This is a genomic window from Polaribacter sp. HL-MS24, assembly GCF_032758595.1.
GTDB lineage: Bacteria > Bacteroidota > Bacteroidia > Flavobacteriales > Flavobacteriaceae > Polaribacter.
The window spans coordinates 2,318,103-2,344,819 of record NZ_CP136415.1 but is presented as its reverse complement, the minus strand read 5'-3'; the positions used below and the strand labels follow the sequence as shown (position 1 = coordinate 2,344,819).

27 protein-coding genes and 1 pseudogene are annotated in these 26,717 nt (G+C 32.5%); 25 read left to right on the top strand and 3 right to left on the bottom strand.

The genetic code is table 11. The features are described 5' to 3' along the window. Positions 1–43: 43 nt before the first annotated feature. The 4 genes and pseudogenes from fabG (at position 44) to RRF69_RS11095 (ending at position 4,130) form a co-directional block, all read left to right on the top strand. Positions 44–791: pseudogene (gene fabG, locus RRF69_RS11110) on the top strand (3-oxoacyl-[acyl-carrier-protein] reductase). A 99-nt stretch (positions 792–890) separates the two neighbouring features. Further along, the gene (locus RRF69_RS11105) at positions 891–2,918 is read left to right on the top strand and encodes a VWA domain-containing protein (protein ID WP_316939850.1); all 2,028 of its coding nucleotides are present in this window, start codon (positions 891–893) and stop codon (positions 2,916–2,918) included. A 3-nt stretch (positions 2,919–2,921) separates the two neighbouring features. Further along, a complete protein-coding gene (locus RRF69_RS11100) occupies positions 2,922–3,104 on the top strand; it encodes a CPXCG motif-containing cysteine-rich protein (RefSeq protein WP_316939849.1) in 183 nt (60 codons plus the stop codon). A 195-nt stretch (positions 3,105–3,299) separates the two neighbouring features. Then, on the top strand, positions 3,300–4,130 hold the full coding sequence (locus RRF69_RS11095) for a prohibitin family protein (RefSeq protein WP_316939848.1): 831 nt from the start codon (positions 3,300–3,302) through the stop codon (positions 4,128–4,130). A 96-nt stretch (positions 4,131–4,226) separates the two neighbouring features. Here RRF69_RS11095 and RRF69_RS11090 read toward each other — a convergent pair whose 3' ends face one another. After that, positions 4,227–5,036 (bottom strand): carboxypeptidase-like regulatory domain-containing protein, encoded by an 810-nt coding sequence (locus RRF69_RS11090; RefSeq protein ID WP_316939847.1) that lies wholly within the window; start codon positions 5,034–5,036, stop codon positions 4,227–4,229. A 404-nt stretch (positions 5,037–5,440) separates the two neighbouring features. Here RRF69_RS11090 and xerA point away from each other — a divergent pair, with 404 nt between their 5' ends. From xerA to RRF69_RS10990, 20 genes are all read left to right on the top strand, one after another. Beyond that, a complete protein-coding gene (gene xerA / locus RRF69_RS11085) occupies positions 5,441–6,649 on the top strand; it encodes a site-specific tyrosine recombinase/integron integrase (protein WP_316939846.1) in 1,209 nt (402 codons plus the stop codon). 17 nt (positions 6,650–6,666) lie between these two features. After that, on the top strand, positions 6,667–7,503 hold the full coding sequence (locus RRF69_RS11080; RefSeq protein ID WP_316939845.1) for a VOC family protein: 837 nt from the start codon (positions 6,667–6,669) through the stop codon (positions 7,501–7,503). A 157-nt stretch (positions 7,504–7,660) separates the two neighbouring features. Continuing rightward, positions 7,661–8,320, top strand: coding sequence for an HAD family hydrolase (locus RRF69_RS11075; protein ID WP_316939844.1), 660 nt, complete (start codon positions 7,661–7,663; stop codon positions 8,318–8,320). Positions 8,321–8,326: 6 nt separating this feature from the next. After that, entirely contained in the window at positions 8,327–8,899 is a 573-nt protein-coding gene (locus tag RRF69_RS11070; protein WP_316939843.1) for a hypothetical protein, read from the top strand. A gap of 236 nt (positions 8,900–9,135) precedes the next feature. Continuing rightward, positions 9,136–9,963 carry a hypothetical protein gene (locus RRF69_RS11065; protein ID WP_316939842.1) on the top strand — a complete coding sequence of 276 codons (828 nt, stop codon included), beginning with the start codon at positions 9,136–9,138 and terminating at the stop codon, positions 9,961–9,963. Between the two features lie 23 nt (positions 9,964–9,986). Further along, on the top strand, positions 9,987–10,265 hold the full coding sequence (locus tag RRF69_RS11060; protein ID WP_316939841.1) for a hypothetical protein: 279 nt from the start codon (positions 9,987–9,989) through the stop codon (positions 10,263–10,265). 303 nt (positions 10,266–10,568) lie between these two features. Then, complete coding sequence (locus RRF69_RS11055) at positions 10,569–10,988, top strand: hypothetical protein (protein WP_316939840.1); 420 nt, start codon at positions 10,569–10,571, stop codon at positions 10,986–10,988. 515 nt (positions 10,989–11,503) lie between these two features. Next, positions 11,504–12,148 (top strand): HAD family hydrolase, encoded by a 645-nt coding sequence (locus RRF69_RS11050; protein WP_316939839.1) that lies wholly within the window; start codon positions 11,504–11,506, stop codon positions 12,146–12,148. Further along, positions 12,141–12,770 (top strand): NUDIX hydrolase, encoded by a 630-nt coding sequence (locus RRF69_RS11045; protein WP_316939838.1) that lies wholly within the window; start codon positions 12,141–12,143, stop codon positions 12,768–12,770. Before RRF69_RS11050 ends, RRF69_RS11045 begins: the two co-directional genes overlap by 8 nt. A gap of 169 nt (positions 12,771–12,939) precedes the next feature. Next, positions 12,940–13,752, top strand: coding sequence for a PhzF family phenazine biosynthesis protein (locus RRF69_RS11040; protein ID WP_316939837.1), 813 nt, complete (start codon positions 12,940–12,942; stop codon positions 13,750–13,752). Positions 13,753–13,904: 152 nt separating this feature from the next. After that, positions 13,905–14,834, top strand: a complete 930-nt coding sequence (locus tag RRF69_RS11035; RefSeq protein WP_316939836.1) for a hypothetical protein — start codon at positions 13,905–13,907, stop codon at positions 14,832–14,834. 225 nt (positions 14,835–15,059) lie between these two features. Further along, positions 15,060–15,566 (top strand): hypothetical protein, encoded by a 507-nt coding sequence (locus tag RRF69_RS11030; RefSeq protein ID WP_316939835.1) that lies wholly within the window; start codon positions 15,060–15,062, stop codon positions 15,564–15,566. A gap of 311 nt (positions 15,567–15,877) precedes the next feature. Next, positions 15,878–18,085, top strand: coding sequence for a DNA cytosine methyltransferase (locus RRF69_RS11025; RefSeq protein WP_316939834.1), 2,208 nt, complete (start codon positions 15,878–15,880; stop codon positions 18,083–18,085). Continuing rightward, entirely contained in the window at positions 18,082–19,263 is a 1,182-nt protein-coding gene (locus tag RRF69_RS11020) for an MvaI/BcnI restriction endonuclease family protein (protein WP_316939833.1), read from the top strand. The genes RRF69_RS11025 and RRF69_RS11020 overlap by 4 nt, the downstream gene beginning before the upstream one ends. A gap of 319 nt (positions 19,264–19,582) precedes the next feature. Then, positions 19,583–20,611: a T9SS type A sorting domain-containing protein gene (locus RRF69_RS11015; protein ID WP_316939832.1), complete on the top strand. Its 1,029-nt coding sequence runs from the start codon at positions 19,583–19,585 to the stop codon at positions 20,609–20,611. Between the two features lie 240 nt (positions 20,612–20,851). Continuing rightward, complete coding sequence (locus tag RRF69_RS11010; protein WP_316939831.1) at positions 20,852–21,499, top strand: hypothetical protein; 648 nt, start codon at positions 20,852–20,854, stop codon at positions 21,497–21,499. 188 nt (positions 21,500–21,687) lie between these two features. Continuing rightward, positions 21,688–22,287 carry a hypothetical protein gene (locus RRF69_RS11005; protein ID WP_316939830.1) on the top strand — a complete coding sequence of 200 codons (600 nt, stop codon included), beginning with the start codon at positions 21,688–21,690 and terminating at the stop codon, positions 22,285–22,287. Positions 22,288–22,468: 181 nt separating this feature from the next. Then, on the top strand, positions 22,469–22,795 hold the full coding sequence (locus tag RRF69_RS11000) for a hypothetical protein (RefSeq protein WP_316939829.1): 327 nt from the start codon (positions 22,469–22,471) through the stop codon (positions 22,793–22,795). Positions 22,796–22,939: 144 nt separating this feature from the next. Then, entirely contained in the window at positions 22,940–23,833 is an 894-nt protein-coding gene (locus RRF69_RS10995) for a DUF6973 domain-containing protein (RefSeq protein ID WP_316939828.1), read from the top strand. A 13-nt stretch (positions 23,834–23,846) separates the two neighbouring features. Next, complete coding sequence (locus RRF69_RS10990; RefSeq protein WP_316939827.1) at positions 23,847–24,332, top strand: hypothetical protein; 486 nt, start codon at positions 23,847–23,849, stop codon at positions 24,330–24,332. A gap of 99 nt (positions 24,333–24,431) precedes the next feature. Here RRF69_RS10990 and RRF69_RS10985 read toward each other — a convergent pair whose 3' ends face one another. Continuing rightward, positions 24,432–25,229 (bottom strand): transposase, encoded by a 798-nt coding sequence (locus tag RRF69_RS10985; RefSeq protein WP_316939826.1) that lies wholly within the window; start codon positions 25,227–25,229, stop codon positions 24,432–24,434. Next, positions 25,162–26,007, bottom strand: coding sequence for a transposase (locus tag RRF69_RS10980; protein ID WP_316939825.1), 846 nt, complete (start codon positions 26,005–26,007; stop codon positions 25,162–25,164). Before RRF69_RS10980 ends, RRF69_RS10985 begins: the two co-directional genes overlap by 68 nt. Positions 26,008–26,165: 158 nt before the next feature. Between RRF69_RS10980 and RRF69_RS10975 the strand changes: the two genes are divergently transcribed. Next, entirely contained in the window at positions 26,166–26,663 is a 498-nt protein-coding gene (locus RRF69_RS10975) for a DUF2306 domain-containing protein (RefSeq protein WP_316939824.1), read from the top strand. The last annotated feature ends 54 nt before the right edge of the window (positions 26,664–26,717 follow it).

Here is a 26,717-nt window from a genome sequence, read left to right as displayed (position 1 = left end):
CTCTTTTATTTTAGTATATTTGCCGTCTCAAAAACAAGTACAAATGAAATTACTAGAAAATAAATCTGCAATTATTACTGGAGCAACTCGAGGAATTGGCAGAGGAATCGCCATTGAATTTGCAAAACAGGGTGCAAATGTAGCTTTTACCTATAGTTCTTCTGTAGATGCTGCAAATGCATTAGAAGCAGAATTAAAAGCGTTTGGTGTTGCTGCAAAAGGCTACCAATCAAATGCTGCCAACTTTGATGCAGCACAAGAATTAGCCAAAAACGTTGTAGAAGAGTTTGGAGCAATCGATATCTTGGTGAACAATGCAGGAATTACCAAAGACAATTTGTTAATGCGTATTTCTGAAGAAGATTTCGATACGGTAATCGAAGTAAACTTAAAATCTGTCTTCAATTTAACCAAAGCTGTGATTCGTCCAATGATGAAACAACGCAGTGGTACTATCATCAATATGAGTTCTGTAGTAGGGTTGAAAGGAAATGCAGGGCAATCCAATTATGCAGCTTCTAAAGCAGGAATCGTTGGTTTTTCAAAATCCGTAGCACTTGAGTTGGGGTCTCGTAACATCAGAAGCAATGTGATAGCGCCTTAGTTTTATTGAAACTGAAATGACTGACAAACTCGACGCTGCTGTAGTACAAAACTGGAGAGATTCAATTCCATTAAAAAGAGGAGGAAAGCCAGAAGATATTGCGAATGCTTGTGTATTCTTAGCTTCTGACATGAGTACTTATATTACAGGACAAACGCTTTCTGTAGACGGAGGGATGCTTACTTAATCCTCCATACCTGCAATCATTCAAAACCTGTAACAAATTAACGTTGCAGGTTTTCATTTTTTAGGGAGTTCTTTATATCTTTACCTAAAAAGAGAACCATTGCAAACAAATACGATCCTTTTGATACTTCTTGCCCTCTTGTTGAGTCTGTCCATCGTATATTTTCAATATCTCTACAAATCTCAAGACTCAAGAAATCGGAAAGCTTTCTTTTTTGTAGTGCGCTTTTTTAGTCTTTTTTCATTATTTCTCTTATTGATCAATCCCACGATTGAACAAACTCTTATTGAGTATAATAAACCTGTTCTAGGGGTGTTGATTGATAATTCTTCTTCCATAAAATTCTTAAATCAGACGGATACTGTTCGATCGGTGGTGCACAAGATTGAATCAAACAAAGCGCTTCGTACGAAATTTGACATTCAATATGTCGCATTTGGAGAAGATGTACGTGTGCAGGACTCTTTGCGTTTTAATGAGCATCAGACTGACATTTCCAAAGGATTACAAGCCATACAGAATTTGTATCAAAGCCCTAATGGGGCTGTTGTACTCCTTTCCGATGGCAATCAAACTTCAGGAATTGATTATGAATTTACCAACCCTAAAAAACCTGTTTTCCCAATTATTATTGGAGATACTACACGGTATCAGGATTTGAGTATTCGTCAAATCAACGTGAATGCCTATAGTTATGTACAAAATAAGTTTCCAGTAGAAGTGATGTTGATCTATAAAGGCAATACCCCTGTAACTCGTCGATTTACCATTTACCAACAAGGGAAATCTGTCTATACTCAGAATGTTCGGTTTACACCCTCAAAAAAATCAGTAACGATCAACCCACATCTGACTGCTCGTAAAGAAGGCTTTCATTTTTATACGGCATCGGTTCAACCCATAGAAAATGAAAAGAATGTTCAAAATAATTCAAAGAAATTTTCTGTAGAAGTCATTAGTGAGCAAACAAAAATTGTGATTGTATCCTCCATTTCACACCCTGATTTAGGGCTTTTAAAAAAATCACTTGAAACGAATAAACAGCGTTCTGTAGAAATTGTTTTAATTGATGAATTAAAAAATCAAATCAATGATTGTCAGTTTGTTGTATTGTATCAACCGAATAATAAATTCAAGGACTTATTGACTTCAATCAAAACACAAAATTTAAATTATCTCTTGATTTCTGGTGCGGCTACTGATTGGAATTTCATCAATCAACAACAACTAGGTTTTTCGAAACAGGCCATCCATCAGACAGAAAATTACAGTGCAGACTTCAATGCTTCGTTTTTGCCATTTTTACAAAAAGACATCGGATTTAAAAATTTTCCGCCGTTAAAAGATCAATTTGGAGAGGTTTTGATTTCTAGAGAACATCAGCAATTGCTGTCACAGAATGTTTTGGGAATCTCATCTCAACAGCCTTTAATTGCAACACTTGAGCAAAATAATCAAAAAACAGCAGTCATTTTTGGAGAAGGTATTTGGAAATGGAGGGCTACTAGTTATTTAATGAATAATTCTTTTCATGATTTTGATGAATTTATTGGAAGTCTTGCGCAATACCTCGCTTCCAATAAAAAAAGAAATCGATTGGATGTAAGGGCAGCTGCAGTATATCCTGCAAATCTCCCTATCCATCTCTCAGCCTATTATACAGACGAGAATTACCAATTTGATAAGAGGGCTTCTTTGCTGTGTACACTTGTCAACGAAGAAAACAAAGCAATCAAAAAGATTCCTTTTTCTCTAGTCAATGATACTTTTCAGCTTGTACTCGAAGACCTTCCTTCAGGGAATTACACCTACAATGTGGGTGTAGAAGGACAGCAAATTCAAAAAAGAGGATCTTTTTCCGTTATTGCATCTCGCATCGAAGAACAGTTTCACAATGCAAATTCAGACAAGCTTACTCGATTCGCCAATGCAACAGGAGGGAAGGCCTATCTTTCTTCAGAAATTGATCGATTGATCAATGAATTGAATTCCGATGCAACCTTGGTGACAACTCAAAAATCGACTCTTAAAGAACAGCATTTGATTGATTTTAAATGGTTGTTAGCGTTGATTCTCTTATTGTTAACGATTGAATGGTTTGTAAGAAAATATTATGGTAAAATTTAAAGAATGTTAGAACACTTTTTTCAATGTCCCTATTGCTGGGAAGAAATTTCAATGTTGCTAGACACCAGCGTCCGCAACGAAAATTATGTAGAAGATTGCGAAATCTGTTGCAACCCTATACAAATAGACACTCATTTTGAGAATGCAGAATTGACTCATTTTAATGCTATCAATTTAGAACAATAAGATATCAAACCTACTTGTAAAAGAGCTCTTTGAAGAGTTTCTTGTCAAGTAGTTCAGGAATTTTTTATAGAGGGATTTCGTACTTTGAAAAGATCAATTTTAGTAGGTCATAAAAGATCCGTGGTTTTATCAATGGAAATCTTTGAGGCAACGAATAATAAATTGTAAATTTGAGTAAATTTAAAACAAATAAAAATGTCAAGAAATCAAGTAGATATGAACTTTCCAAAAGGGGGAGTATTTTTTATTATTGTAGCAGTAATCGGAATATTTTTATTCTCTAAATCGACGGTAACTATTGGTCCTGGAGAAGGAGGAGTTATTTTTGAAAGTTTAGGAAGCGGTATAGATACCGAAAAAACCTATGGCGAAGGATTTCACATCATGTTGCCATGGAATAAGATGATTGTTCGAAAAGTGCGTCAGCAATCTATTTCTGATGAAATGAATGTTCTTTCTGTAAACGGATTGGAAGTTCGTGTAAATGGGACAATTTGGTATGAACCAGAATTTAGCAATTTAGGAAACCTGATTAAAACCAAAGGAGAAGATTACGAACGTGAATTGTTAGATCCGGCCATTAATGCAGCAGCAAGAAGTGTTGTAGGGCGTTATACACCAGAGCAATTGTATTCTAGTAAAAGAGATGTGATTGAGCAAGAAATTTTAGACGAGGTGCAACTTATTCTAAAAGACCAATATTTATTGGTGAAAAGAGTTTTGGTTGAGGACGTAAAATTACCGGCAACCATTAGAACTGCCATTGAAACCAAATTAAAGCAAGAGCAGGAATCTTTAGAATATGAGTTTAGAATTTCTAAAGCTGAAAAAGAAGCAAAAAGACAAAAAATTGATGCAGAAGGGAAAGCCGTTGCAAATAAAATTTTAAGTGCTTCATTAACCGATAAAATCCTACAAGAAAAAGGGATAGATGCAACTTTACAGTTGGCTAAATCACCAAATAGCAAAGTCGTTGTTATTGGTTCTGGAAAATCTGGAATGCCAATCATCCTAGGAAATCAATAAGAATTTACTTTTTGTAACAAAAAAATCCAGCGAATCGCTGGATTTTTTTTTGAATATCATATGGTGTTTCATGGAATGATAGCTTGTTATCAGGGTTTAATTTTGAATTCTTTCTGGAATGTTATTTCGCTCAATTTTACCCTTTTTATTTGCCTTGTAATTTTCATAACAATCCAAAACAGCTTCGATCATTTGCAAATCAGAAGCTTTTTTGATAAAGTATTCAGAATAATTACAGTCAGAGAGTAGTTCCGATAATTCCTGACGGTCCATCTCTAAATATTCCATCATTACTTCACGATCAAATTTACCAGAAAGCATTTTTCGTAAATCATCTTGCTTTTTTAGTTTTTGAAGTTTTCGCAACTGTTTGGGTTTTTTCCCAAAAAGAGTGTATAAGAAATCTACAGGTTGAAACAAGGCAGCTAACGGGGAGGAAAAGTCTTTGGCCTTAGGTTTTCCAACTTCATAGGTTTGAGGCAAACCATTGATATGGATTCTTGTAAATCGGTCCTTAGGCACTTGCTTGACATCAATTTCTAAGACACCAATCAATTTGGTAGACTTGATGACAATCTCACGTACTTCTTCTGGTTTTTCATACAAGGCAATGATCAATTCGTTTCCTTTCAATAAATCGTTGGTAACTTTTAGTTTGATTGAAGCGAAACCTAAATAGGAAACCAAAATGGTGTCGTTGGCACGGGTAAGAAGCTCAAAGAACCCTGTATCGCTGGTAATGGTTCCTTCCACACGGTTCAAGTTTAAAATATGGGCAGCACTTAGTGCACGCTTGCTTTCGCCATGTACAATTTGTCCCTTTAAGTTGACTACTTTTAACGAATCTGTTTGCGAATGCCCCAGAAGACTACAAACGAGCAGTAGCGCGAGTATTATTTTTTGCATTCTACAAAATTAACAATTTTCAAATGGAGATTGGTTAATTTATTGTAAAAAAGATTGAATTTCCTCCAAAATAACTGCATCCTTAAAGCTCCTTTAGCTTTGGAATTCTCTTTACCAATCTCGACCTCTACTCCCTTGAATTTTACCTCATTTTTCTAAAAAACAGTTTCATTATATAACTGTATGTTTATTTTTATTTGTATTTTTTAAAATTTATTTTTAACTTGCATTGGTAATTGCAACAGCCGCAATAGGATTCTACGGTTATTGTGATTTAAAGAAGAAACATTCCGTTAAAATGATACTTCTTTGTGGGGTCTCCATATAATTTCTAAATGGGACACTCACTAGCGGAGCTGTGTTTGGTTTATAAAAAAGGGAAGTTAAAGAGTTAAATACATTGAATGAAAAATATACTATTAAGGCCGCATCAATTGAGGAATGAATCGATTATTGTGATTCAGTTTCCTTTTGACAAGGAACTTATTGGCTGTGTCAAAACAATTGAAAATACTCGCTGGAGTCAGACCTTAAGCTCATGGTATGTGAAAAAAAAAGATTTTAATTTACATCGTGTTTTTAATGTATTTAAAAGCATTGCCTATGTGGATTATTCGGCACTTAAAATTACAAAAGACCGTACTCTACCCAAAGAACGTATTAAACGAAAAGCATACGCTAAGACACCGATCCCCAACACCTATATTGAACATTTAAAACTAAAACGGTATAGCGAAAATACGATTAAGTCCTATGTTTCCGAATTTAAAAAATTTAGTTCCTATTTTTCCAAACATAATTTAGAAACTCTAGACAAAGATGATATCGAGGGTTACTTACTGTATCTTATTCAAAAGCAGAAAGTATCTGCTTCATCACAGAACCAAGCCATTAATGCTATTAAATTTTATTACGAAAAAGTATTGCAGCAGCCCAAAATGGTTTTTAACATTGAACGCCCAAGGAAAGCGAAGTTACTTCCTAAAGTACTTTCAAAGGAAGAAGTGTTTGCTATTATATCCACAATTAAAAACCTAAAACACCGCTGTATTATTTCACTAATTTATTCTGCTGGATTGAGAAGAAGTGAATTACTGAATTTAAAAATCATTGATCTCGACTCTTCTAGAAACCTGATTTTGATTCGCGGTGGTAAAGGAAATAAAGACCGTCAAAGCATTATTTCTAAGGAATTATTTAATCATCTAAGAGAATACTACAAAAAATACAAGCCAAAAACTTGGCTTTTTGAAGGAGCAAATGGAGGACAATATAGTCCGTCAAGTATAGCGAAAGTACTATCGAAAGCGAGCAAAATAGCAGGAATACGAAGAAAGATTACTCCTCATATGCTTCGACACAGTTTTGCAACTCACCTTTTAGAGCAAGGGGTGAGTCTCAGACATATTCAAACACTTTTAGGGCATGGTAGCTCCAAAACAACGGAGATATACACACAGGTGTCTACGCAAGAAATTGGGAAAATAAAAAATCCTTTGGATGATTTTTACAAGACAAAAAGTTCAACAATACATACCGATTTGGGAAGTATTGTGGAACAAAATCAAAATATAAAGGAAATAAACACACCTAAAGGTGTTCATATACACTAGTTACCACACATTTGAAAATGAACCTTGGAAATTACATAATAATTTTAGCTTTGATTTTGGGACTTTCCTCTTGCAAAGAGAAGAAAAAAACCAATATTGACATCAACGAAACGGTTGAAAATGTTTCGTCTAATTTAGAGGTTGACCATTTCAATATTTGGGTTGAAAATCCCAAAAAAGCAAAAGAAAAATTAATAGAAATTGGATTTACTTCTGTTCCCGACTCACTTTCCCAAATACACGAAGGACAAGGAACAGCAGGCAGATATTTCAATTTTCTCAATGGATACTTAGAGTTGATTTTTGTTTACGACCAAAGTGAATTAGAAGAAAACAATAAGAAAAATAAAGAGTTGGATTTTGTGGAACGTGCAAACTTTAAAGAAAATGGAGCATCACCGTTTAGTATCGCTCTAAAAATAAAGGATTATAAAATCGAGAAAATACCTTTTGAGAAAGTTAGATATCATCAAGATTGGATGGAAGAAAATGTAAACATATATTCCGCAAAAAACTCAAAAACCAACCTTGGTGAACCTTCAATTTTTGTTGTTTACCCAGAAATTGAATCCGACAGATTTGAAACATTGGCTGATTTAAAAAAAATCCCAGAAGAATATTCAATTTGGAGAGAATTTTTTAAACATCCAAACGGAGCAAAAAAAATAACGAATATCACAATTACATCGTCTGGCTTAGACTTGGAAACAGAAACAATCAAGGCAGTTAACGGAATTGAAAACATAACCGTCAAAAATGGAACAGAACATTTAATGGAATTATATTTTGACAATAATGTTCAGAAAAAATCATTTGATTTAAGACCTGAATTACCAATGATAATTAATTTATAAAAAACGTGTGGTAACAAGGGCTACAAGTAATTGCTTGTTATCGCCTACTTCCGAAAATCCTCGTGGATTTTCAGTTTGGTGTGTACTTGTTAAGTTAAGTGCTAACCCACGCAACTACTCATAGCCAAGATCGTTATGAGCAAGTAAAACAAACAATTTGAAAAAGAAGAATCTAATCGTTTTTGATATTGACGGGACTTTAACTGACAGCGTCAAAGTTCACCAGAAGGCATTTACAGAAATGTTGTTGGAGATAGGTGTTCGTCAAATTAATGCAGAATACAAATCATTTATGCACCATACTGATTCCTATATCTCAAAAGAAATTTTTGAGACAGATAGAAATGAAAAATTCTCTGCCAAAAAAAACATTGAATTTGAAAATGGTTTATATAAGAAGATAAAGTCTCAGGAGATACTGGAGATTTTGGGAGCAAAGAAATTGATTGAATATTTGGACACTAATTCCGATTTTGGAATTTGCTTTGCAACAGGCTCTTTAAGAAGACCTGCTATTCATAAATTAGAATCGATTGGTGTCAAATTTGATGAAAGTTTATTAGTTGCTTCTGATAATATTTATGAAAGAGAAGAAATCGTAAAAAGAGCTATTGTAAATGCTCAAGCCTTTTACAATATGGATAGATTTGAACGTACAATTTCTATAGGAGATGGATTGTGGGACTTAAAAACGGCAAAGCAATTAAATATAGAATTCATTGGAATTGGCGATAAAAATAGAGAAGTACTTATTAATAATGGAGCAGAATTAGTATTTGACAACTTACTTGACATAAATATGTTCTCAACAATTTAAAAGTCTATGATTAAAGGAAATTTAAACTCAAAAGACGATTTAACCATCCTTGTTAATGAAAAAGGAATTCAAAATTGGGAACAATTGATGAATTTCGTCAAAAATATCCCATATGGGAGAAATTCAAATCGAACAGATTTTTCATTAGTAATTAAAGAAAATAAAGGAAGTTACAGTTCAAAACACGCTTTTCTATCTCAAATTGCCAAATTGAATAACATTCAAGAAGTGAAACTTATTTTGGGAATTTATAAGATGAATAACTCAAATACGACAGGAATTGGAGATGAATTAGCGAAGAATTCTATTGAATATATTCCTGAAGCACATTGCTATTTGAAAATAGACGAAAAATATCTCGACTTAACAACTGTGGATTCCGATTTTTTAAAACTCAAGAATGACATTCTTGAAGAGATAGAAATTAAACCGGAACAAGTTGCAGACTTCAAAGTGAATTTTCATAGAAATTATCTAAAAAAATGGGTAGTAAACAGTAATCAGAAAATGACATTTGATGAAATCTGGAACATTAGAGAACAATGTATTAGAAACTTAAGTAAACAAACCAGCTCATAACAATGTATATGAAATCATAGCACCCTACGGGATGCTACGCTTCATATACTAACCGTTATGGGCAATTAGAACAAATATCAACCATATCCGAGAATCAACTCTGCTTGGAAGAAAAAAATAAAAGAGTTAAAACTTTGAATTGTCTATAAACGGAGTTTCTTGAAAAAGATGGCAAAATTGCAAGTGTTCAACCCTCCTAAAAAGTTGAATACGTTAAAAATTAAATACAAATTAAAATGAAAAATTTGAAATCTATTATTTATGTGACCTTAATGTTATTAATGATTACAGCTTGTACATCAGATAACGACAATTTAAAAATTGAATCGCAACAAATTGATTATGAAAGTTTAAATTTAAGCTTAAAAGAAAATATTATATCTTTTAATAATATGCTTGAATATGATGAATCATTATCTAAAGAAGTTGATGAGTTTATAGAAACTGGTGATGATAAATATTTTCAAAGAAAGTATTCTAAATCTTCAACAGAAGAAATTGTTTATACAGTAAATGAACTTTCGGATATCTATTCAGATAAGCAAAAAGAGTTTTTAGTAAATTTTTATAATGAACTTGCTAATAGTAAAGATGGATACATCCTTGACATAGTAACATCTCATAAAGATTTGTTAACTCAACAAAATTTTAATTCCGAAGAATATGAGCAAATTCATTCTCTTTTAATAGCATCTGAACAGTCAATCTTAGTCTTAGATGGGATTATTGAAATTGATGATGCAGAAAAGAAATCAAGCTTTAGTTCAAGGGGGCAAGGGGATGGTTTTTGGGATTGTATGCGTATAAATGCTGGAAAAGCTATTGGAAGAGGAATAGTCACTGGAGCTATCGGTGGTGCAATAAGTGGAGCATACTATGGAGCTACTGGTGGTACCGTAGTTTTACCTGGTGTTGGAACAGCAACTGGAGCTGTTGGTGGAGCTGTTTTTGGAGCTGCTGGTGGTGCAACTGTAGGAGCAATTTGGGGAGCGATTTGGACAGCTGTAGATTGTGGTGGAGGTGTAGCTCTAAAAGAGTTTTTTAAATCAAGCAAGAAATACTAGTCAATAAATCTAAGTAAGAAATTATGAAAAAAAGTAAAAAAATTCAATTCTTTCTTAAAAAGCACTTTTATAAATTTAGGATACTAACTATTACATTAGGAACATTAATTATGTTTTATGGACTTTACTTTTCAGATAAACCAGCTACTATAAAAACAATAATTGAAAATAAGAAAAACCCTATGATGTATTTATGTATTCTATTTTCTTTTGCAGGTTCTTTATTTATTAATTATATTATTGGAGGATTTAATAAAGAGAATGTTAGAAAAATGACTTCAAAGAAAGAGTTTAAAGATTAAAAGCCCATAACACTCTGTATAGTTAATGGCTGCAAAGAACTAACTTTAGGGTTAGTTCTTTTTTATAAAATTTATTGCTTACCAAAAATTTTAAAATTTTTAACACGCCACTAACCATACAGTAAACGTTACCCAACATTTTGACAAAATATTAATGTTTAGTCAAAATAAGCGATAATGACTAAAAAAAGGTTTGCGCGAATGGACATTACTCGGACGTAATCTTTGCGCAGATGGACTTTACTCAGACGCAACCATTGTTGAAAATAAACATCCTTAAAGTTCTAATTAGATTACAACCGAATGAAATATTCAATCCATATTTTACTATTGATATTATTGTTTGCATACCCTAAAACTCTCATAGGTCAAGATAGTCCCAAAAGTAAATATAGCATACAATTTAATCTAGGCCTTTCAAGAACGTTGCATTACAACCAACCGGTCAACCAGAATCGCTGTATTGAAGGTTGCTTTCCCGAAGAGCAAAAACCAAAAAATACACCAAATGGCTCTCTAAATCTTTATCGAGAATTAAATCAAAAAAATAGTTTGAAGATAGGACTTGGCGCTTCTAGTTATAGGTATTGGGAAAAAGGACTTACTGGAGATGGTGGTGGCACTTTCTCCCCCTATGAACTTACTAAGCGATGGAGCTTTTATGGTGTTTCTATTGGTTATAGGTATATTTTTAATCCAGAAAAAAAGTTAGGTTTTTTATAGAAAACGATTTTATCTATGAAATTCCGACAGAAGATTATCCCTTACTTAAAAGTGGATTAGCCATACAGCCCAAAATCGGAGCCATTTTAAGCATCAATAGTAATTGGAGTATTCTTGCTGAAGGGTTCTACAAATCAGCATTAACCACATATAGTGACAAAGATTTTGGAAAAGACTACAAACCTTATGCTTACGGAATACAATTAGGGATTAATCTAAAAATATGAATCTGGTTTACCTGAATAAGATTACGCAAAAAAACGTTGGGTAACACAACCTAAACGTAATGCGGACTTTAGGGCAAAAACGAAAGGTCTGTGTATATTTATAATGTCGCTAAATCTTATGGATTTAGCTTTGGACAAAAAAAGAAAAAGCAAAACCAAAAGCTTTAGCTTCGTGCGCAGACGGAAACAAAAAGTTTCCTTGCCTCCGCACTACGCTTAGCCGAGCCGTTATGGCTCATTTGCGAACAATAGAACATTCAGTTAAATAGGAAATAAAAGCAGATAAAATTGAATAACCAATCAATCATATTAGACCTTGATGATACAATCTTTCCAACAAAGACTATGGATAAGGAAGTTTTCGATTCTTTCTTCAATAACTTAACGGAATGTTTGCAAGTAGAGCATGATTCTTCACAAATTAATGACATCATTAATGAGCTTTGGATAAGACCAATTGACTACGTTTTCAATAAACATAATGTCAAGTATGGTTTAGTTTTAAGCGCTTTCGATTTTTTTAAAACTGCCGACATCAACTTAAATATTAATCCATACTCTGATTATTCATATTTAAAATCTATTCCACAAACAAAGTTTCTTGTTACAACTGGGATAAAGAATTTGCAATTGGCAAAAATTAAAGCTTTGAGGATTGAAAAGGATTTTGAAGAAATTTTCATAATTGACCCAATTATTGATAATCAGCCTAAAAGTTTAGTGTTTAAACAAATAATAGAAAATCATAATTTATTACCAAGTCAAATATTTGTGGTTGGAGACAACCCCGATTCTGAAATTAAATCGGGAAATGATTTACAGATGATAACAGTCCAGATATTACGAGAAAATATAATTAAAGGGGATAATGCGAATTATTATATCCATAACTTCAATGAACTTAAAAGTATTTTAGATATAAACCATGAATAATAAAGTTCCTGAGCACTGGCTGGAAATTGCAAAACGAATAAATTCAATCGCTCAAACAGGATTGACTTTTACAAAAGACAAATTTGACAAAGAACGATATACCGAATTGCTCAATTTGAGTTTGACGATAATGAATAATATTACGGAGATTGATACAAGGAAACTTGATTTTGTTTTTAATCGAGATGTTGGCTATCAGACTCCAAAAGTAGGAATCCGAGCTGTTGTCTTTCGTGAGAATAAAATATTATTGGTTAAAGAAAAAATGGACGGTAGATGGAGTTTACCAGGCGGTTATGCAGATACGGGAATGTTGCCTAGTGAGATAGCGATAAATGAGGTAAAGGAGGAATCTGGATTTGATGTAAAACCAACACGGATTTTGGGATTGATTGACTATAATAAATATCAAGAAAAACCATTTCCTTTTGATGTTTACCAATTATTTATGGAGTGTGAAATTATAGGAGGTGAGGCTCAAACAGGGATTGAGACAAGTGATGTTGGATTTTTTGATATATCAGATTTACCAGAATTGTCGGAACGTAGAGTAACAAAAGAACAGATAATGAAAATGTATGAGTTATATAAAGATAAAGAATTAAAACCGATATTTGACTGAATATTAATGATAAACGAGCCATAACAATGTGTATAGTGCATAAGGGTTTCAGAGGTTTTCGAGCGGTATTACCCGCCTCAATTTTGGGTTGTAACTTGATAGGTTTATTGCCCGCAATCCCTTACGACACCATACACCGACCGTTAGCACCAATAAGAGCAGAATAAGAATGAAAAAGATAGAAACCTACATTGTTGATTCTTTCACCGACCAACCATTTAAAGGTAATCCAGCGGGAGTCTGTTTATTGAACGAGAGTCTTGCAGATTCTGAAATGCTCTCAATTGCAAAAGAATTAGGATTTTCAGAAACAGCATTCGTCAGTAAGCTAAATGGGAAAAATGTGTTTTCTATAAGATTTTTTTCGCCAGTAATGGAAATACCGTTATGCGGACACGCTACTCTTGCTTCTTCAAAAGTACTTTTTGAAAATAACGGAGAAAATTCACTCACTTTTGTGAATATCCAAAATTTGGAATTACCAATTACACTTGAAGATGGATTTATAAAAATGGAGTTCCCGATTTATCATACAATACCGCAAGAATCACCTATTGAATTACTTACAGCACTTGGGATTAAAAAAATAAATAACAGTGAATACAATGCAGAAACCAAAATATTATTGCTTGAAATCACAAATGCTGAAATCCTGAAAAATCTGACACCCGATTTTGACAAATTAAAAAAATCGCACATAGAAATTAACGGAGTACTGGTAACGGCGATTTCGACAAAGCCTGAATTTGATTTTGAATCAAGATATTTTTGGCCTTGGAGTGGAACCAATGAAGACCCTGTGACAGGTGGAACCCATACCTTTCTAGCTAAATATTGGGGTGTCAGATTAAATAAAACTAAAATGAATTCTTTTCAATGCTCTGAACGGACTGGATTTATGGAAGTTGAATTATTGAATGAAGAGAAAATGACTATAAGAAGTAAAGCTCAGATCGTTTTGAAAGGAGAGCTAAAAATATAAAATAACTGGTGCTAACAATGTATATAAAATATAGGCGAAACAGTATTGAATTCAAGGCTTTTAGCCCATATCAAACTTTGTATCCTACCGAAAGTTTAGTGCTTCTAAATCGCCTACTTTTCATATACTAAACGTTGTACACAATTTGACGAATGAAAAAAGCATCCATTTTACTATTATTTTTTATTGTAGTTGTTTCGTGTAAACAGAACAAACATGAAAAGGCACAACCAACTGCTGAAAAAATTAAGTTCACCGAAATCATAAAAGAAGATTACGAACTTCATAAGCCAAGCGAAGAAATAAAAGGAGTTTTAATTTTATTCGGTGGTTATCCTGAAAATGCTGATGTTATAAAAAGGGAGTTCCAAATTCTTGATATTGCAAGAGAAAACAGTATTGCTGAGTTGTTGTCAAATTTTAATCAGAAACTATGGCTTGAGAAAAGTGAAAAATATCAACTCGCAAAAAAATTACAGGACATAATTATTGAAAATAAACTGCCAACTGAAAATATTTTTGTCGGTGGCTTTTCAAGTGGTGGAGTTGTAAGTCTATTAATAAGTGATTTTATTATTGGGATGAAACAATTCTATATTGACCCGAAAGGAGTGTTTATCGTAGATTCACCAATAGATTTGACCGCATTGTACAAATCATCTGAAAAAAATATAGAACGAAATTTTTCTGAACCTTCAATTCAAGAAAGTATATGGCTTTTAGAAATTTTAGGCAATAACTTCGGTAATCCAAAGGACAATATTGCAAAATATGAAAACAGTGCTGTATTCACTTGTAGCACGAATAACATCTCAAACCTAAAAAAATTAAAGCGTACAAAAATCAGACTTTATACAGAACCTGACACTCTTTGGTGGAAAGAAAATCGAATGGCTGATTACGAACAAATGAACGCTTTTTATATCAAAAAATTATCTGAAAGTCTTATCGAGAAAGGATATGAAAGTGTTGAATATATTCCGACAATTGATAAAGGATACAGAGCAAATGGCGAAAGACATCCTCATAGTTGGTCGATTGTAGACAAAAAGGACTTGGTAAATTGGATATTGAATAAATAAAATCTGTGTACAACAATACCTATACGCAATGCCCTTCGGAACACTGCGCATAGCCAAAACGTTGGTAGCCATTTGGGAACCGAAACAGAGTGATTTAAAGACCATCCGACTTACGGAATTTGAAAGAAAAAACGTAAATTAACTCTATGAAAGTGAAGAATAAATACCGACTAAAGGTCGAAACCTAACAGCCTAAGACCTTAATGGGCAATAAAAACTTATAACATGAAAACTTTAAAAATGAATTTTTTCTATTTATTTCTTTTAAGTGTTAGTATCTCATTTACTAATTGCGAAAGTGATTCTACATCAAATGAGGAACAAAACAGTGAGGAATTAGCTCTAGTTGATTTTGAAAAACAAATCAGCAATATAAAATCTAATTTGGGTGGCAAAAATGGTGAGTCAACTTCGAAGAGTACTTCATATGTGGCTGCAAAATTTGATATTCGAATGGAAGGAGAGAATTATATCATTGAAAACATAAGATATTTAAACGAATTTGAATATGGTTTTGCGGAAGGTTTTTCAAATCAAGCATCGAAATCTATTGAAGGCGGTGGAATAAAGGTTTCTTGTGAAAAGACAGGGGAAATAACCGAATGCCCAGAATTAAGTGGGATTGGAGCCGGAATGCGACAAGCTAGATGTGTAGGTAATGCGGTTAAAGCTTGTCTTGATGGTGGAGGTTGTGCCGAAGTGTGTAGTATGGAGGCAGAAATTAAACAGTAACGGCTACCAACACGGTATATAAAAAATAGCAGTTAAGTGCAAACTACAAAGTTTAATTCTTTTCTGCTATTTTTGTTTTTAATACGAATATAAAGAGTATTTATTCTGCTACTTTTCATATACTAACCGTTACCTGCAAGCTGAAAAGCCAACCGCACAGTCAAGCACATTTCATTTTTTTTGTGCTTCAAAAAATAAAAAGAGCTTGCCTTTTCCCAACGCTCACTCAGAACAAAAATCAGAATTTAAATAGGAATTTAAAAAAATGTCCGTAAATTTGTCCGTGTACGTAAAAACGTCCGTGAATAATTATGGCAACAATTAATTTTTATTTAGACAAACCTGACAAAAAAGGGTTTGCACCAATTCATCTTCGAATAAACTGTAACGGAAGCCAAGTTAAGGTTTCTACAGGACAGAAAATAGAACCGAAAAACTTCAATAAATCCAAACAAAAAGCGATTGGATTGAGTGTAGAATCTCACGAAATCAACCATTATTTAGATTTCCTAAGAGAACGTGCGGACGAACTTTTGCACCACTCTAATAAGAAAATCTTTGTACAAGACGAAGTAAAAAGCGTATTGAACGAACACATAGAAAACTACAAAGAAAGTAACAATGTAAATATTGTTAAAGAACAGGTTGCACTTTATGGAAAACCTTTCACTTTTGTAGATTTATTTGCTGGAGCTGGCGGTTTTAGTGAAGGTTTTTTACAAGCTGAACATAATAATAAATTCTTCGATTTCGTTGTTGCCAACGACATCAACGAAAATTGCGAATTAACTCACGTTGTTCGCTATAATCATCAATTAGGTTTGGATGCTGAATTTTTAAAACAGGATATTACTGAACCAGACTTTTTAGACAATTTATTAGAAAAAATAAATGGTCGTAACATTGATGTTGTTTGCGGTGGACCACCTTGTCAAAGTTTTAGTCTTGCAGGAAAACGAAAAAAATTCGATAAAAAAGACGACCTTTTTTCTCACTACCTAGAAGTCATTAAGGTTTTACAACCTAAGTACTTTGTGATGGAAAATGTAAAAGGCATTTTGACTAAAGAAGGTGGGAAAATAAAAGAATTGATTATCAAGGAAATCAACTCTATTGTTGACACAAAAGAAATTCCATTACTAAATACATTCATCAAAAAAATTCGGAAAGAATCAAATTCTTTCCTTTTAGATAGTATTGTAAAAAGAGTTGAACTTGAAAAACTACTTAAAAAAGATAAAGAAACTGGAAAAACTGATTTCATCAACTTTGTAGAGAATAGATTTAAAAAACTAACACCAAAAATCGCAGATTATAAAACCAGTAAAACGGACGAAAATATCAATACCATTCGTCACGGCTTTAACCTTTTGGCAAGAACAAAAGAATGGGAGAAATTAAAGCGTGACATTATCAAAGAAATGGATTTTTGTAATATTGATAGTGATGACTTTGCAAATTCCTTTACAGATTTTCTAACTGAGATAAGCTCTGAAAATATCATTTCAAAAATTGAAAACTCATTTAAAGCTTTAAAAGTTCCAACTAATTACAAAAAAGATTGTGAGGATATTATAACTGCTTTAAAAATCTACACAACATCTTTTGATGAATCCATTGAGATTTTAAAATCTCAATGCAACAAATCACAAAAAAGGGAATTAGAGACTATTCTTGAAAGTATTAGGCTTTATAAAATAGAACAACCATTTGTTGCAAACGCATCAAATTATGGTGTTCCTCAAAATAGAGAAAGAGTACTTTTCATTGGTTGTCGCAAAGATCAAAAGTATATTTCCGAAATCCCTGCAACAGTTTCCGAAGAAGAAAAAGTAACCATTTTTGAAGCTTTATACGATTTAGATTTTATTGGTAATAACCAAGAAGCACATCGATATGAAGAAATTGATATTTCTGCTCAATACAACGGAACCGCAAAGAAAATGGCTAAACTTCTCAAAAAAAGAAAAATTGACGGAAAGCCTATTTCCAAAGGTGGAAAATCATTTGCAGAATGGTCAAAAAAAGGTAGATTAATTGAACGATTTAAGCCTCAAACAAAACCATTTTACGTCAAGAATACCGAAGGTTTGGAGAATGGAGAGAAATATTTTGACATCTTAAATAATCACAAAACAAGTAATCAAAACGAAACCGTTATTGAAAGACTTGGAGTGATTTTAAAAAATGGTAATTATAGAAAATCACAACCAGAACTTGAGAAATTAAATCTTTCTACAAACAAAAGAAATTACAATGTTTTAAAACCAGACGAGCAAAGCTCTACAATAATGACTATTGCAGACGATTACATTCACTACAATTCGCCAAGGTCTTTAACAGTTAGAGAAATGGCACGCTTACAATCGTTTGATGACTCATTTGTATTTCAAGGAAAGCGGTCTACAGGTGGAAATAATAGAAAAACAGAAGTACCACAATACACTTTAGTTGGAAATGCTGTTCCGCCTTTATTAGCTAGAGCAGTCGCAAGTGAAATTTTAAAACATATCAAGTGAGAAAGCTTACAAACTCAGAACAAGAAAAGATAAAATTACTGACTAAAAACCAAGTTTCTCTTACTTTAATTGAACCAACCGAAACGGGATTAAAAAAATCCATAATGGATGCAACTGGTTCTGTCAGAAGTTATTTAAAAAGTGAAAATATTCACGATTACAAATTACAAAAACAAGGTACAGAGAGTAAAGTAATGATTCCAGCAGTTATTCATACTGGTTTTAAGACAATAAAATCACAAGCATCTTTATATCGTCCTTCAACTAAAAAAGGAGACCCAAGAATTTGGTTTTATAGCTTAACAAAGGTTGCAGATCCAAACGATATTATTGCAATAACTTACTTTGATAGTCGACTTCAAGTTTTCAACTTGACAAAATTAGACATCAGAGAATTGATTAATTCTTCAATTCTAAATCCATTTCAAGAGTTAATTAATGCAATTAACACGACTGAGAATGAAGTAGCTTTTGAGCTTTTGGCAATGTTAAGAAAAATAGCAAATGCTGGCCCAATTCCTTCAATGGTCGATGCTGACACTTCTGTAGGCAGAACACTTGAGACAGCACTAGGAATTGACATTAATTCGTCTAAACAACCAGATTATAAAGGAATTGAACTTAAATCATTCAGAAATAGTAGAACAAATCGTAAAAATCTATTTGCACAAGTTCCAGATTGGAAATTAAGTAAGTTTAAAAGTTCCGCAGAAATTCTCGACAATTTTGGTTATGAACGAGAAGAGGATTTTAAATTGTATTGCACAGTTTCTGCAATTACTAGAAACTCGCAAGGTTTGAATCTAAGAATTGATAACGATATTAAACAACTGATTGAAAACTCTGATAAACCAGAAGTTGGAGATTTTGTGGTTTGGACATTGGATAAACTTCATAACCGACTAAAAACAAAACATAAAGAAACGTTTTGGGTAGAAGCCGAAAGCACTAGAATAAATGACCGAGAGCATTTTCAATATAAATTGGTAGAGCACACAAAAAAGCCAATCACTTCTCAATTTGACTTACTAATTGAACAAGGAATAATTACGCTTGACCATTTAATTAAGCGAAACTCAAAAGGGAAAGTGGTAGAAAAAGGTCCGTTGTTTAAAATCAAACCGAAAGGAATTGAGCTATTGTTTCCGCCAAGTGAAAGTTACAATTTAATGGCATAGGGGAATTGCCTACGCTGAATGCCATACACATTTCCAGTCGCACCATCCAAAGCTACACCAAAACTGTAAAAGAGTATGTCTTTGCCAACGCTAGCAAGTTTGCGGAAAAAAGCCTGCCAGATAACAATGTGTATAAAACATAGCTAGTAAAGGCTTTACCAAAGGTTTTTGCTTATTTATTAAGTCCGCCAAATTTTTAATTTGGTTATATTTAGAAAAAATTAAACATGAAAATTAAAAATTCGGCTCTGTGTTAATCCGAAAATTTAGTGTCTTTTTACACGCTACGTTTCATACACTAGACCGTTGGTAACACATTATGAAAAAAACAACCCATTTAATAATTTACTATCTTTTTTTATCTTTAATATTTTTTGTTTCTAATAAAATTAAAGGACAAACAGTTTTATATGCCGGTTTTGAAGATCAAAATAGAGTTGATCCTGAAATGACATTAAAAAAGGGGAGAATTGATAACGCATATCAATTTGAAAGAGAAACTAGTCTCGGATACCCTAGAGCAAATATGGAAGCAGGAGCAGTAGATTCTAAGAATCCATTTATAATATATTATGCTTATAATTGCTCACTTAAAAAATATGACCTTAACTTAAAGCAGATATTTACTATTGGTAATTTTGATAATTGTTTATATTTCACAGGTTTTGAATTTGATCCATTAACAGGTAATCTTTTTGCTTTAGCAAACAAATCATTATATAGTATTAATATTGAAACAGCATCTGTAAATCTTATTGGAGAAACAGGAATTAGAGCTAAATCTGTTGCTATTGACGGAAGTTCAAATATGTTCGCAATAGACGTTTACAATAGTAGTTTATATAGTATTAATAAAACTACAGCAGAAACTACATTTATAAGTAGTTTAGATTTTAATGCCATAACTCAAAATGGAATGGCTTGGGACACAGATTCTGATACTATTTATTTAACAGTAAGGAATAATAATGGTGGTATTGAACTAAGAAAACTTGATAAGTTTTCAGGTAAAACAAATATTATTAAAATTTTTAATGGTAGTTCAGAACCCTTTGCTAAATATTGCAAGTGGATTACATTTATAAACTCTGCATTACTTTCTTCAAAAGATTATAAAAATGATTTACTTAAGTTATATCCAAATCCAGCTAACGATGTAATTTATTTTATATCAAACGTTGAACTTAAATCTGTAATAATTTATGATTCATTAGGTAAACTTATTCTCGAAAAAGAGAGTGAATCTTCGTTGAAAAAAATAGATATAGCCCAATTGAATTATGGAGTATATACAATTAAAGTTTTATCTGAAAAGAAATATCAAATTTTAAAATTCATAAAAAAATAAACGTGTTACAACAAGGTATAAACTGTATTGCTAACATTTAGCTTACTTGGGAAAGTCCTCGCGGACTTTCTAATCAGTAATTATTTACTTGCTTTTAGCTTGACGAAACCGCAACAAAGTTTATACAGAAACGTTAGCAAATATTGCGCGAATTATTAAATTTCTTATATTTTCAATAAGTTTATTGAATTATTTATAAATTAACACTAATAAAAACTAAGAGTAAAAATAATTAACAAAATGAAAAAACAGAAGATTACACTATTATTATTAATTTTAATCATAAACGTTGGAAATGCTCAAAAAAAATGGTTTGAAGGAAGCTTAATATTAAAAAATGGAGATACAATCATAGGAAATTTAAAATTGCCACTTATAAATAAAGGAGTTCTTGTTAATTATCATAAAATTAAATTTAAAAAAAGTGAGAAAGACAAGGAGTTTGAATTTGACCATTCCAATGTAAACAAAGCATTAATAAAAGAACGAAATAATAAAACAGCTATTTTTGAATATGTAAAAACGTCAAGATCAAAATACCAATTATTTAAACTAATTGAATTTAAAAAAGTTAAACTATACGCAAGAACAGTTAGTAACTCAACAATGTCATTAGGAATGATTGGTGGAGAACGTGGTTTTACATCTTCAACTTACTATTCATCTCAAGATAATGAATTTTATGTATTAAGAAAAAATGAAAAGATTGCTTCTCCTTTAATAACCTTACCTACAAATATGAGTGCATCACTTTTTACTAAATCTTTCAGGAAGAGAGCTATGAAATATTTTTCAGATTGCCCTTCTTTGGTTAAAAAACTTAAAAAAAGAGAATTTAGAGAAAGTCAAATATTAAAAGTTATCGCTGAATATGAAAGTTGTGAATAAAGCTATTTTACAAAAAAAATAATATGAATTATTAAATAACATTTGTTAACATCTTGTATAAAAAATTGCTTATTTTTAGCTTAATCAAAAGTATATGCTTTTCTAAAGTTCTTCTATTTTCCTTCGGAAAATAGCCGTACTTTTAAAAAGCAACTTTTCATAACACAAACACGTTAGCAAATATTAGAATGAAAAACACAATAACTATCATTTTTTTATTTATATTTTTTTTTAATTCATTTTCTCAAGTTGAAAGTGATAGTTTGATTTTGAAAGAGTATATAAAATGCAAACCTAATTTTGAATATCTTGACTTAAAGAAAAATATTTTCAAACATTGGGGAGTAAAACTTATTTATATTTTCGCAAAAGATGATTATGATTTTATTAATCATCCAAAAGAAAATTCATCTACTCATAAGGATTTAGCAAATAAATTTGGGGATAATTGGGAAGTAACTTTTAAAAATGAATTATTCTTAAATGAAAGAGTTTGGTTTTTAGAATGTAATAATAAAAAAGACTTGAAAAATTTAGAAAACCTTACTTTAAGTGTTGAAAAAGGAAGTTCAAACATAAAATTCAATTCCGATAGAACATTTACTCTTTGGACAGATTTTAGAATAGAAAAAGATGATGATTACGGAGAGGAAATCCTAACAACACCTTATTTAGGAAATTATACTTTAAAAGAAAATACTATTCTCTTGAAATTTGATGATAACACGGAATTACATTATGACTATGAAATTGTTAAATCGAAAATAAAACTAAAAATGAAAAAATAACATTTGCTAACACTCTGTATAATTAATGGCTGGTTCCCGCCTACTTACGAAAATTCCGCTGGAATTTTCTATTCGGTTTTTATTTACTAAATCAGTTACTGAAACACGCCACTAATCATACACAACAACGTTAGCAAATATGCTAGAAACCGAATTACTAATTTAAAACCTTCAACGAATTATGAAAAACGTAAACAAACTAACATTAACAGTATTACTAATTTTTGGAATATTAATTTCTTCTTGCCAAGAAGAATTTAATGAGAACACTGAATTAACAGAACCTGTTGCAGAAATTGACACTTCTAAACTAATCGATTTTAAAGGTTTGCCAGTAAATCATAGATTTTCTACACCTATTAAAGATTTAGAAATAAAACATACTGAAGAAAACTTAAAACACCTATATCAAACTTCAAAACGTGCCGTAGCAAAACAAAAAGGATTGGCTTTTAAAGCGGGAAATTCGGAATTACCCAATGCAGAAATTATTGCTGAAGTTACTTAAACAGTTCTAGATTTATTTCCTTATAAAAAAGTAGAGAAGGAATTTGAAGAACAAATTCCAGAAGAATTAGATTCCATTCAACTTTTAGAAATAGAACAACTTAAACAAATAGAATTTGAAAAAGAAGCACAAGAACATTTGGAAATGATAAAACAAGATTTCCCAACACTTACTGAAACAGAAATTGAAGAAAATATTGAATTAATAGATGAGTATTATTCTCAAAATTTAGATTATGTAGTGTTAGATAAGATTGCAAAAAAGGAAGATGAATACGCAGGCAAGTTTGCTGCTAGAAGTAAGACTTGCGTCTATAAAAAAATCATTAGTATTAAATGGGGGTTTGTACGAGCTACTTATGCTATGGTTTTAGCATCTACAAGAGCAAGTACCTCTGCTGGAAATTATTATCCTGACTCCTATGGAAGTTATTATGGTTATGCTGGCGGTGGTGGGACAGATACAAGAGGAGATGCTTATAGACATATTTTATGGAATGCTTTATTGGCAGATTATTATTTTACTTTTAGTTCAAAAAATCCTCGTATAGCTTTTGCAAAAGCAGTGGCAGATGCTAATGAAGAATGCAATGATAATAATCCTGTTGATAGCGAAGCTATGGATTATCATAATAATGCTATTGGCAGAAAAATATGGTCTGACAATACTAGTTATAGAAAAACTTGGTTTGGATGGATTTATGGCTTAAACACCCCTAGTACGAGTAGAATAAAAGATTTAGTGCGTAATGCTGTGAATAAAAGAAGTTGCTTTATTGTGAAGAAAGCAAGAAGTACTATATTCCCAAACAATCAAATCACAAGTGATAGATCTGCTCCACAAATAAAAGCAAAAATTGATGCTACACATCCAAATACAGCAGTTTATTTTTCGGGAACAATTGCGCCCTCTTCTTGGGAAAGAAACATTATAAGATATGATTATTCCAATTGTGGTTATGGAGGTAATTATGGAAACTGCCCCAAAATCATATATGGAAATAAAAGAATAGAAAAAGTACCTTGCTATAAACTTTAAAACGATTAGAATTATGAAATTAAAAATAATATTAATTTGTTGTATTTTTTTATTCACCTCTTGTCTGCCATCAGATGAAGAAAACGTTCGAGTTGGAATTATGTTTGATATAGCAAATACAACTGACTTAGAACATAAGAATATAAAAATAACTATAGGAGGTATGAAGGATGGTAATTTTGTAGGTACAGAATCATATACCTTACCCACTATAAGAATAAGGAATAATGATTCCGAAGCACAATATATTGCAGTAGACCATAACAGGTGGAAACCTAATCTAAGTTTAATAAAAGAAATTTCTGATAAGGCATATTTTACTTATCAATTAGAAGGACGTCAACCTCTATTGTTGTATAATGAATTTGAGTCTGATGAATTAGTAGTTGCTGAAATCGCTAAGAATGGAGTTGTAAAAAGTAGATATGGAGTTAATTTAGGTCTTAATATTTTTGAAGATTCATTAATGGATGGTAGTATTCATGAGCAAGATAATTAAAAAAAACAAAAACACATTTGCTAACAACCGTAACCGTTGCACAAGCCCCGAAAAAAAGTAAAAAACCTTCCTTTTTTAGCCGATGTGCGGGATGCCATACTAAAAAATGAGTGTGCTGTATTGTTTTTTAAAGGGGGGTATATAGGACCCAATGCCCTTTGTGAGGGCGGTAATTTCAAAAAACACAAAACGAAGGGCTTTTGCCTTAGATTTTGCCAGTTTTTGAGTGAATTTCACATACTTTTTCAGATTGTAAGCCATTGCTGCTAGGTGCATCACCTTGTTGGCTTGCTGTATGCCTATGGTATTGATCTTTCTCAGACCCATAAATTGAGTCAGTGTCCCAAAAACAGGTTCTACCGTGCTTTGACGTTTACGTTTCATAAAGCGTCCTTGTTTGCTGTGGACTCGTGCATTGTTTCGCTCATATTCCTCTCGGTAGTAGGTTACAGAAAATTTCTTCTCTTTGGCGGATTTACCTAGGCATTGGCTTGCTATTGGGCAGCCATTACATAGTTTACTCGACCCTCGGTATTCCTTTTTTAAGGTCTGGGTACGGTAGTCTTTAAATACTTTTTTGAAGGGGATGGATTTTCCTTGTGGACATACATAATGGTCTTCTTGATCATTGTAAATAAACCCTTTGGGACCACCTTTGTAGGTGCCATGTGGAGGAATAAAGCTTTGTAAGTTCACTTGTTCTAAAAAGGCATAGTTCTCTCCACTACTATAACCCGTGTCGGCGACACAGTTTTGCCATAGTAATCCCGAGTGGTGAAGTCTTGGTTTTAAGCGATTTACAATATCCTGAAGGTATTGATTGTCTTTCTTATCGGCATGGTAAGCCTGAATGTCGGTGATGACATGGTGGGCGGTGTCTACACTTAGCTGACTCATATAATTGAGTTTTCTGGCTTTGCCTATGTTTTACACTAATTCTTGCATCAGGATCGGTCGGACTGTAATGGATTTTGTTGCTGGTGTATTTACTGCCTTTGTTGCCTGCACCGGGGCGCTGATCTTGATTTTTTGACCAGTTCTTGTTACGGCTTTTTATAGCGCCTAGTTCTTGTTTGTTTGCATCAATAGTTTGTTGAGTTTTAGAGGCCTTGTTTTCTTTGGCTTGTCGATGGGGTTTATCCATACGGCTGATATGACGTATCTTCTGCAAGTGTGATTCTAAGTCTTCTTTGGGAACTTTGAGTTCCAAACTATCCATGGATGCATTGGCTTTCACTGGGGCGGAGTCAATGGCTTGGGTGTGACCACTGACCATGCCTTTGGAAATACACAGTGCTAAAACCTTGGTAAATACCTCTTCAAAGAGGCTTTCTGGAAACAATTGTCGTGTACGACTAATCGTTGAATGCCATGGCAGTTCATCATCGATATCATAACCGATGAAATACAAAATATCCATACGCATGCTGCAATGGGATATCAGCTTGCGATCACTAATGATGTTTTCTAAATAGCCGACCAAACACAGTTTGAAAAAAACTACGGGATCTACGCTTTTTTGCCCACTTGTACCATAATAAGCTCTAGTCAAGCCATACAAATAGTCTAAATCTAAAACGCCTCCTAACTGTCGGTAAAAATTGTCTTTGGGTACTCGTTCGCTCACACTAAAACAAGCAAACAGCTTTTCTTGATAGGTCTTTTTTCCTTGCATCCTTAAATTTAAAGAAAATATTTTTATTATCAATCTATATTTACTTATATTTGGGTAAATACTTGTGCAACAGGCACAACACCTATACGCAATGCTCTTCGGAACACTGCGCATAGCCAAAACGTTGTGTGGCATTATAAACTCAAAACCTTAATTAAATGGAAAACATTGTAAGTGGAAATATAGGATTGATACATTTATTGGTTTCAATTGTAGCGATGATTACCGGAATTGTTGTACTAATAAGTAAGAAAGGAACAAAAAGACATAAGCAGATTGGATATATTTATGTGACGTCTATGTTATTGGTAAACTTTACTGCATTTATGATTTATAGACTTTTTGGAGGGTTTGGAATTTTTCATTTTTTCGCTATAGTAAGCTTTTTGACCTTATTGGCTGGAATGTACCCTATGTTAAGACGAAAGGGTAGGAATTATATTTTTAGACATTTCAATTATATGTATTGGAGTGTAGTTGGGTTATATTGTGCTTTTTGTGCGGAGGTCTTGACAAGGATTCCATTTTATTTGTCCATTAAAACCAGTTGGAAATTATTTTCGACTTTGACAGTGTTGAGTATTTTTATAGTTATGGTAATAGCTATTGTAATATTTAAAAAATATAAAATTAAATGGCAAACTGAATTTGAATAATAACGACCGCACAACAAGGTATAAGCGATAATAGCTTCCTAACGTCAGCTACTA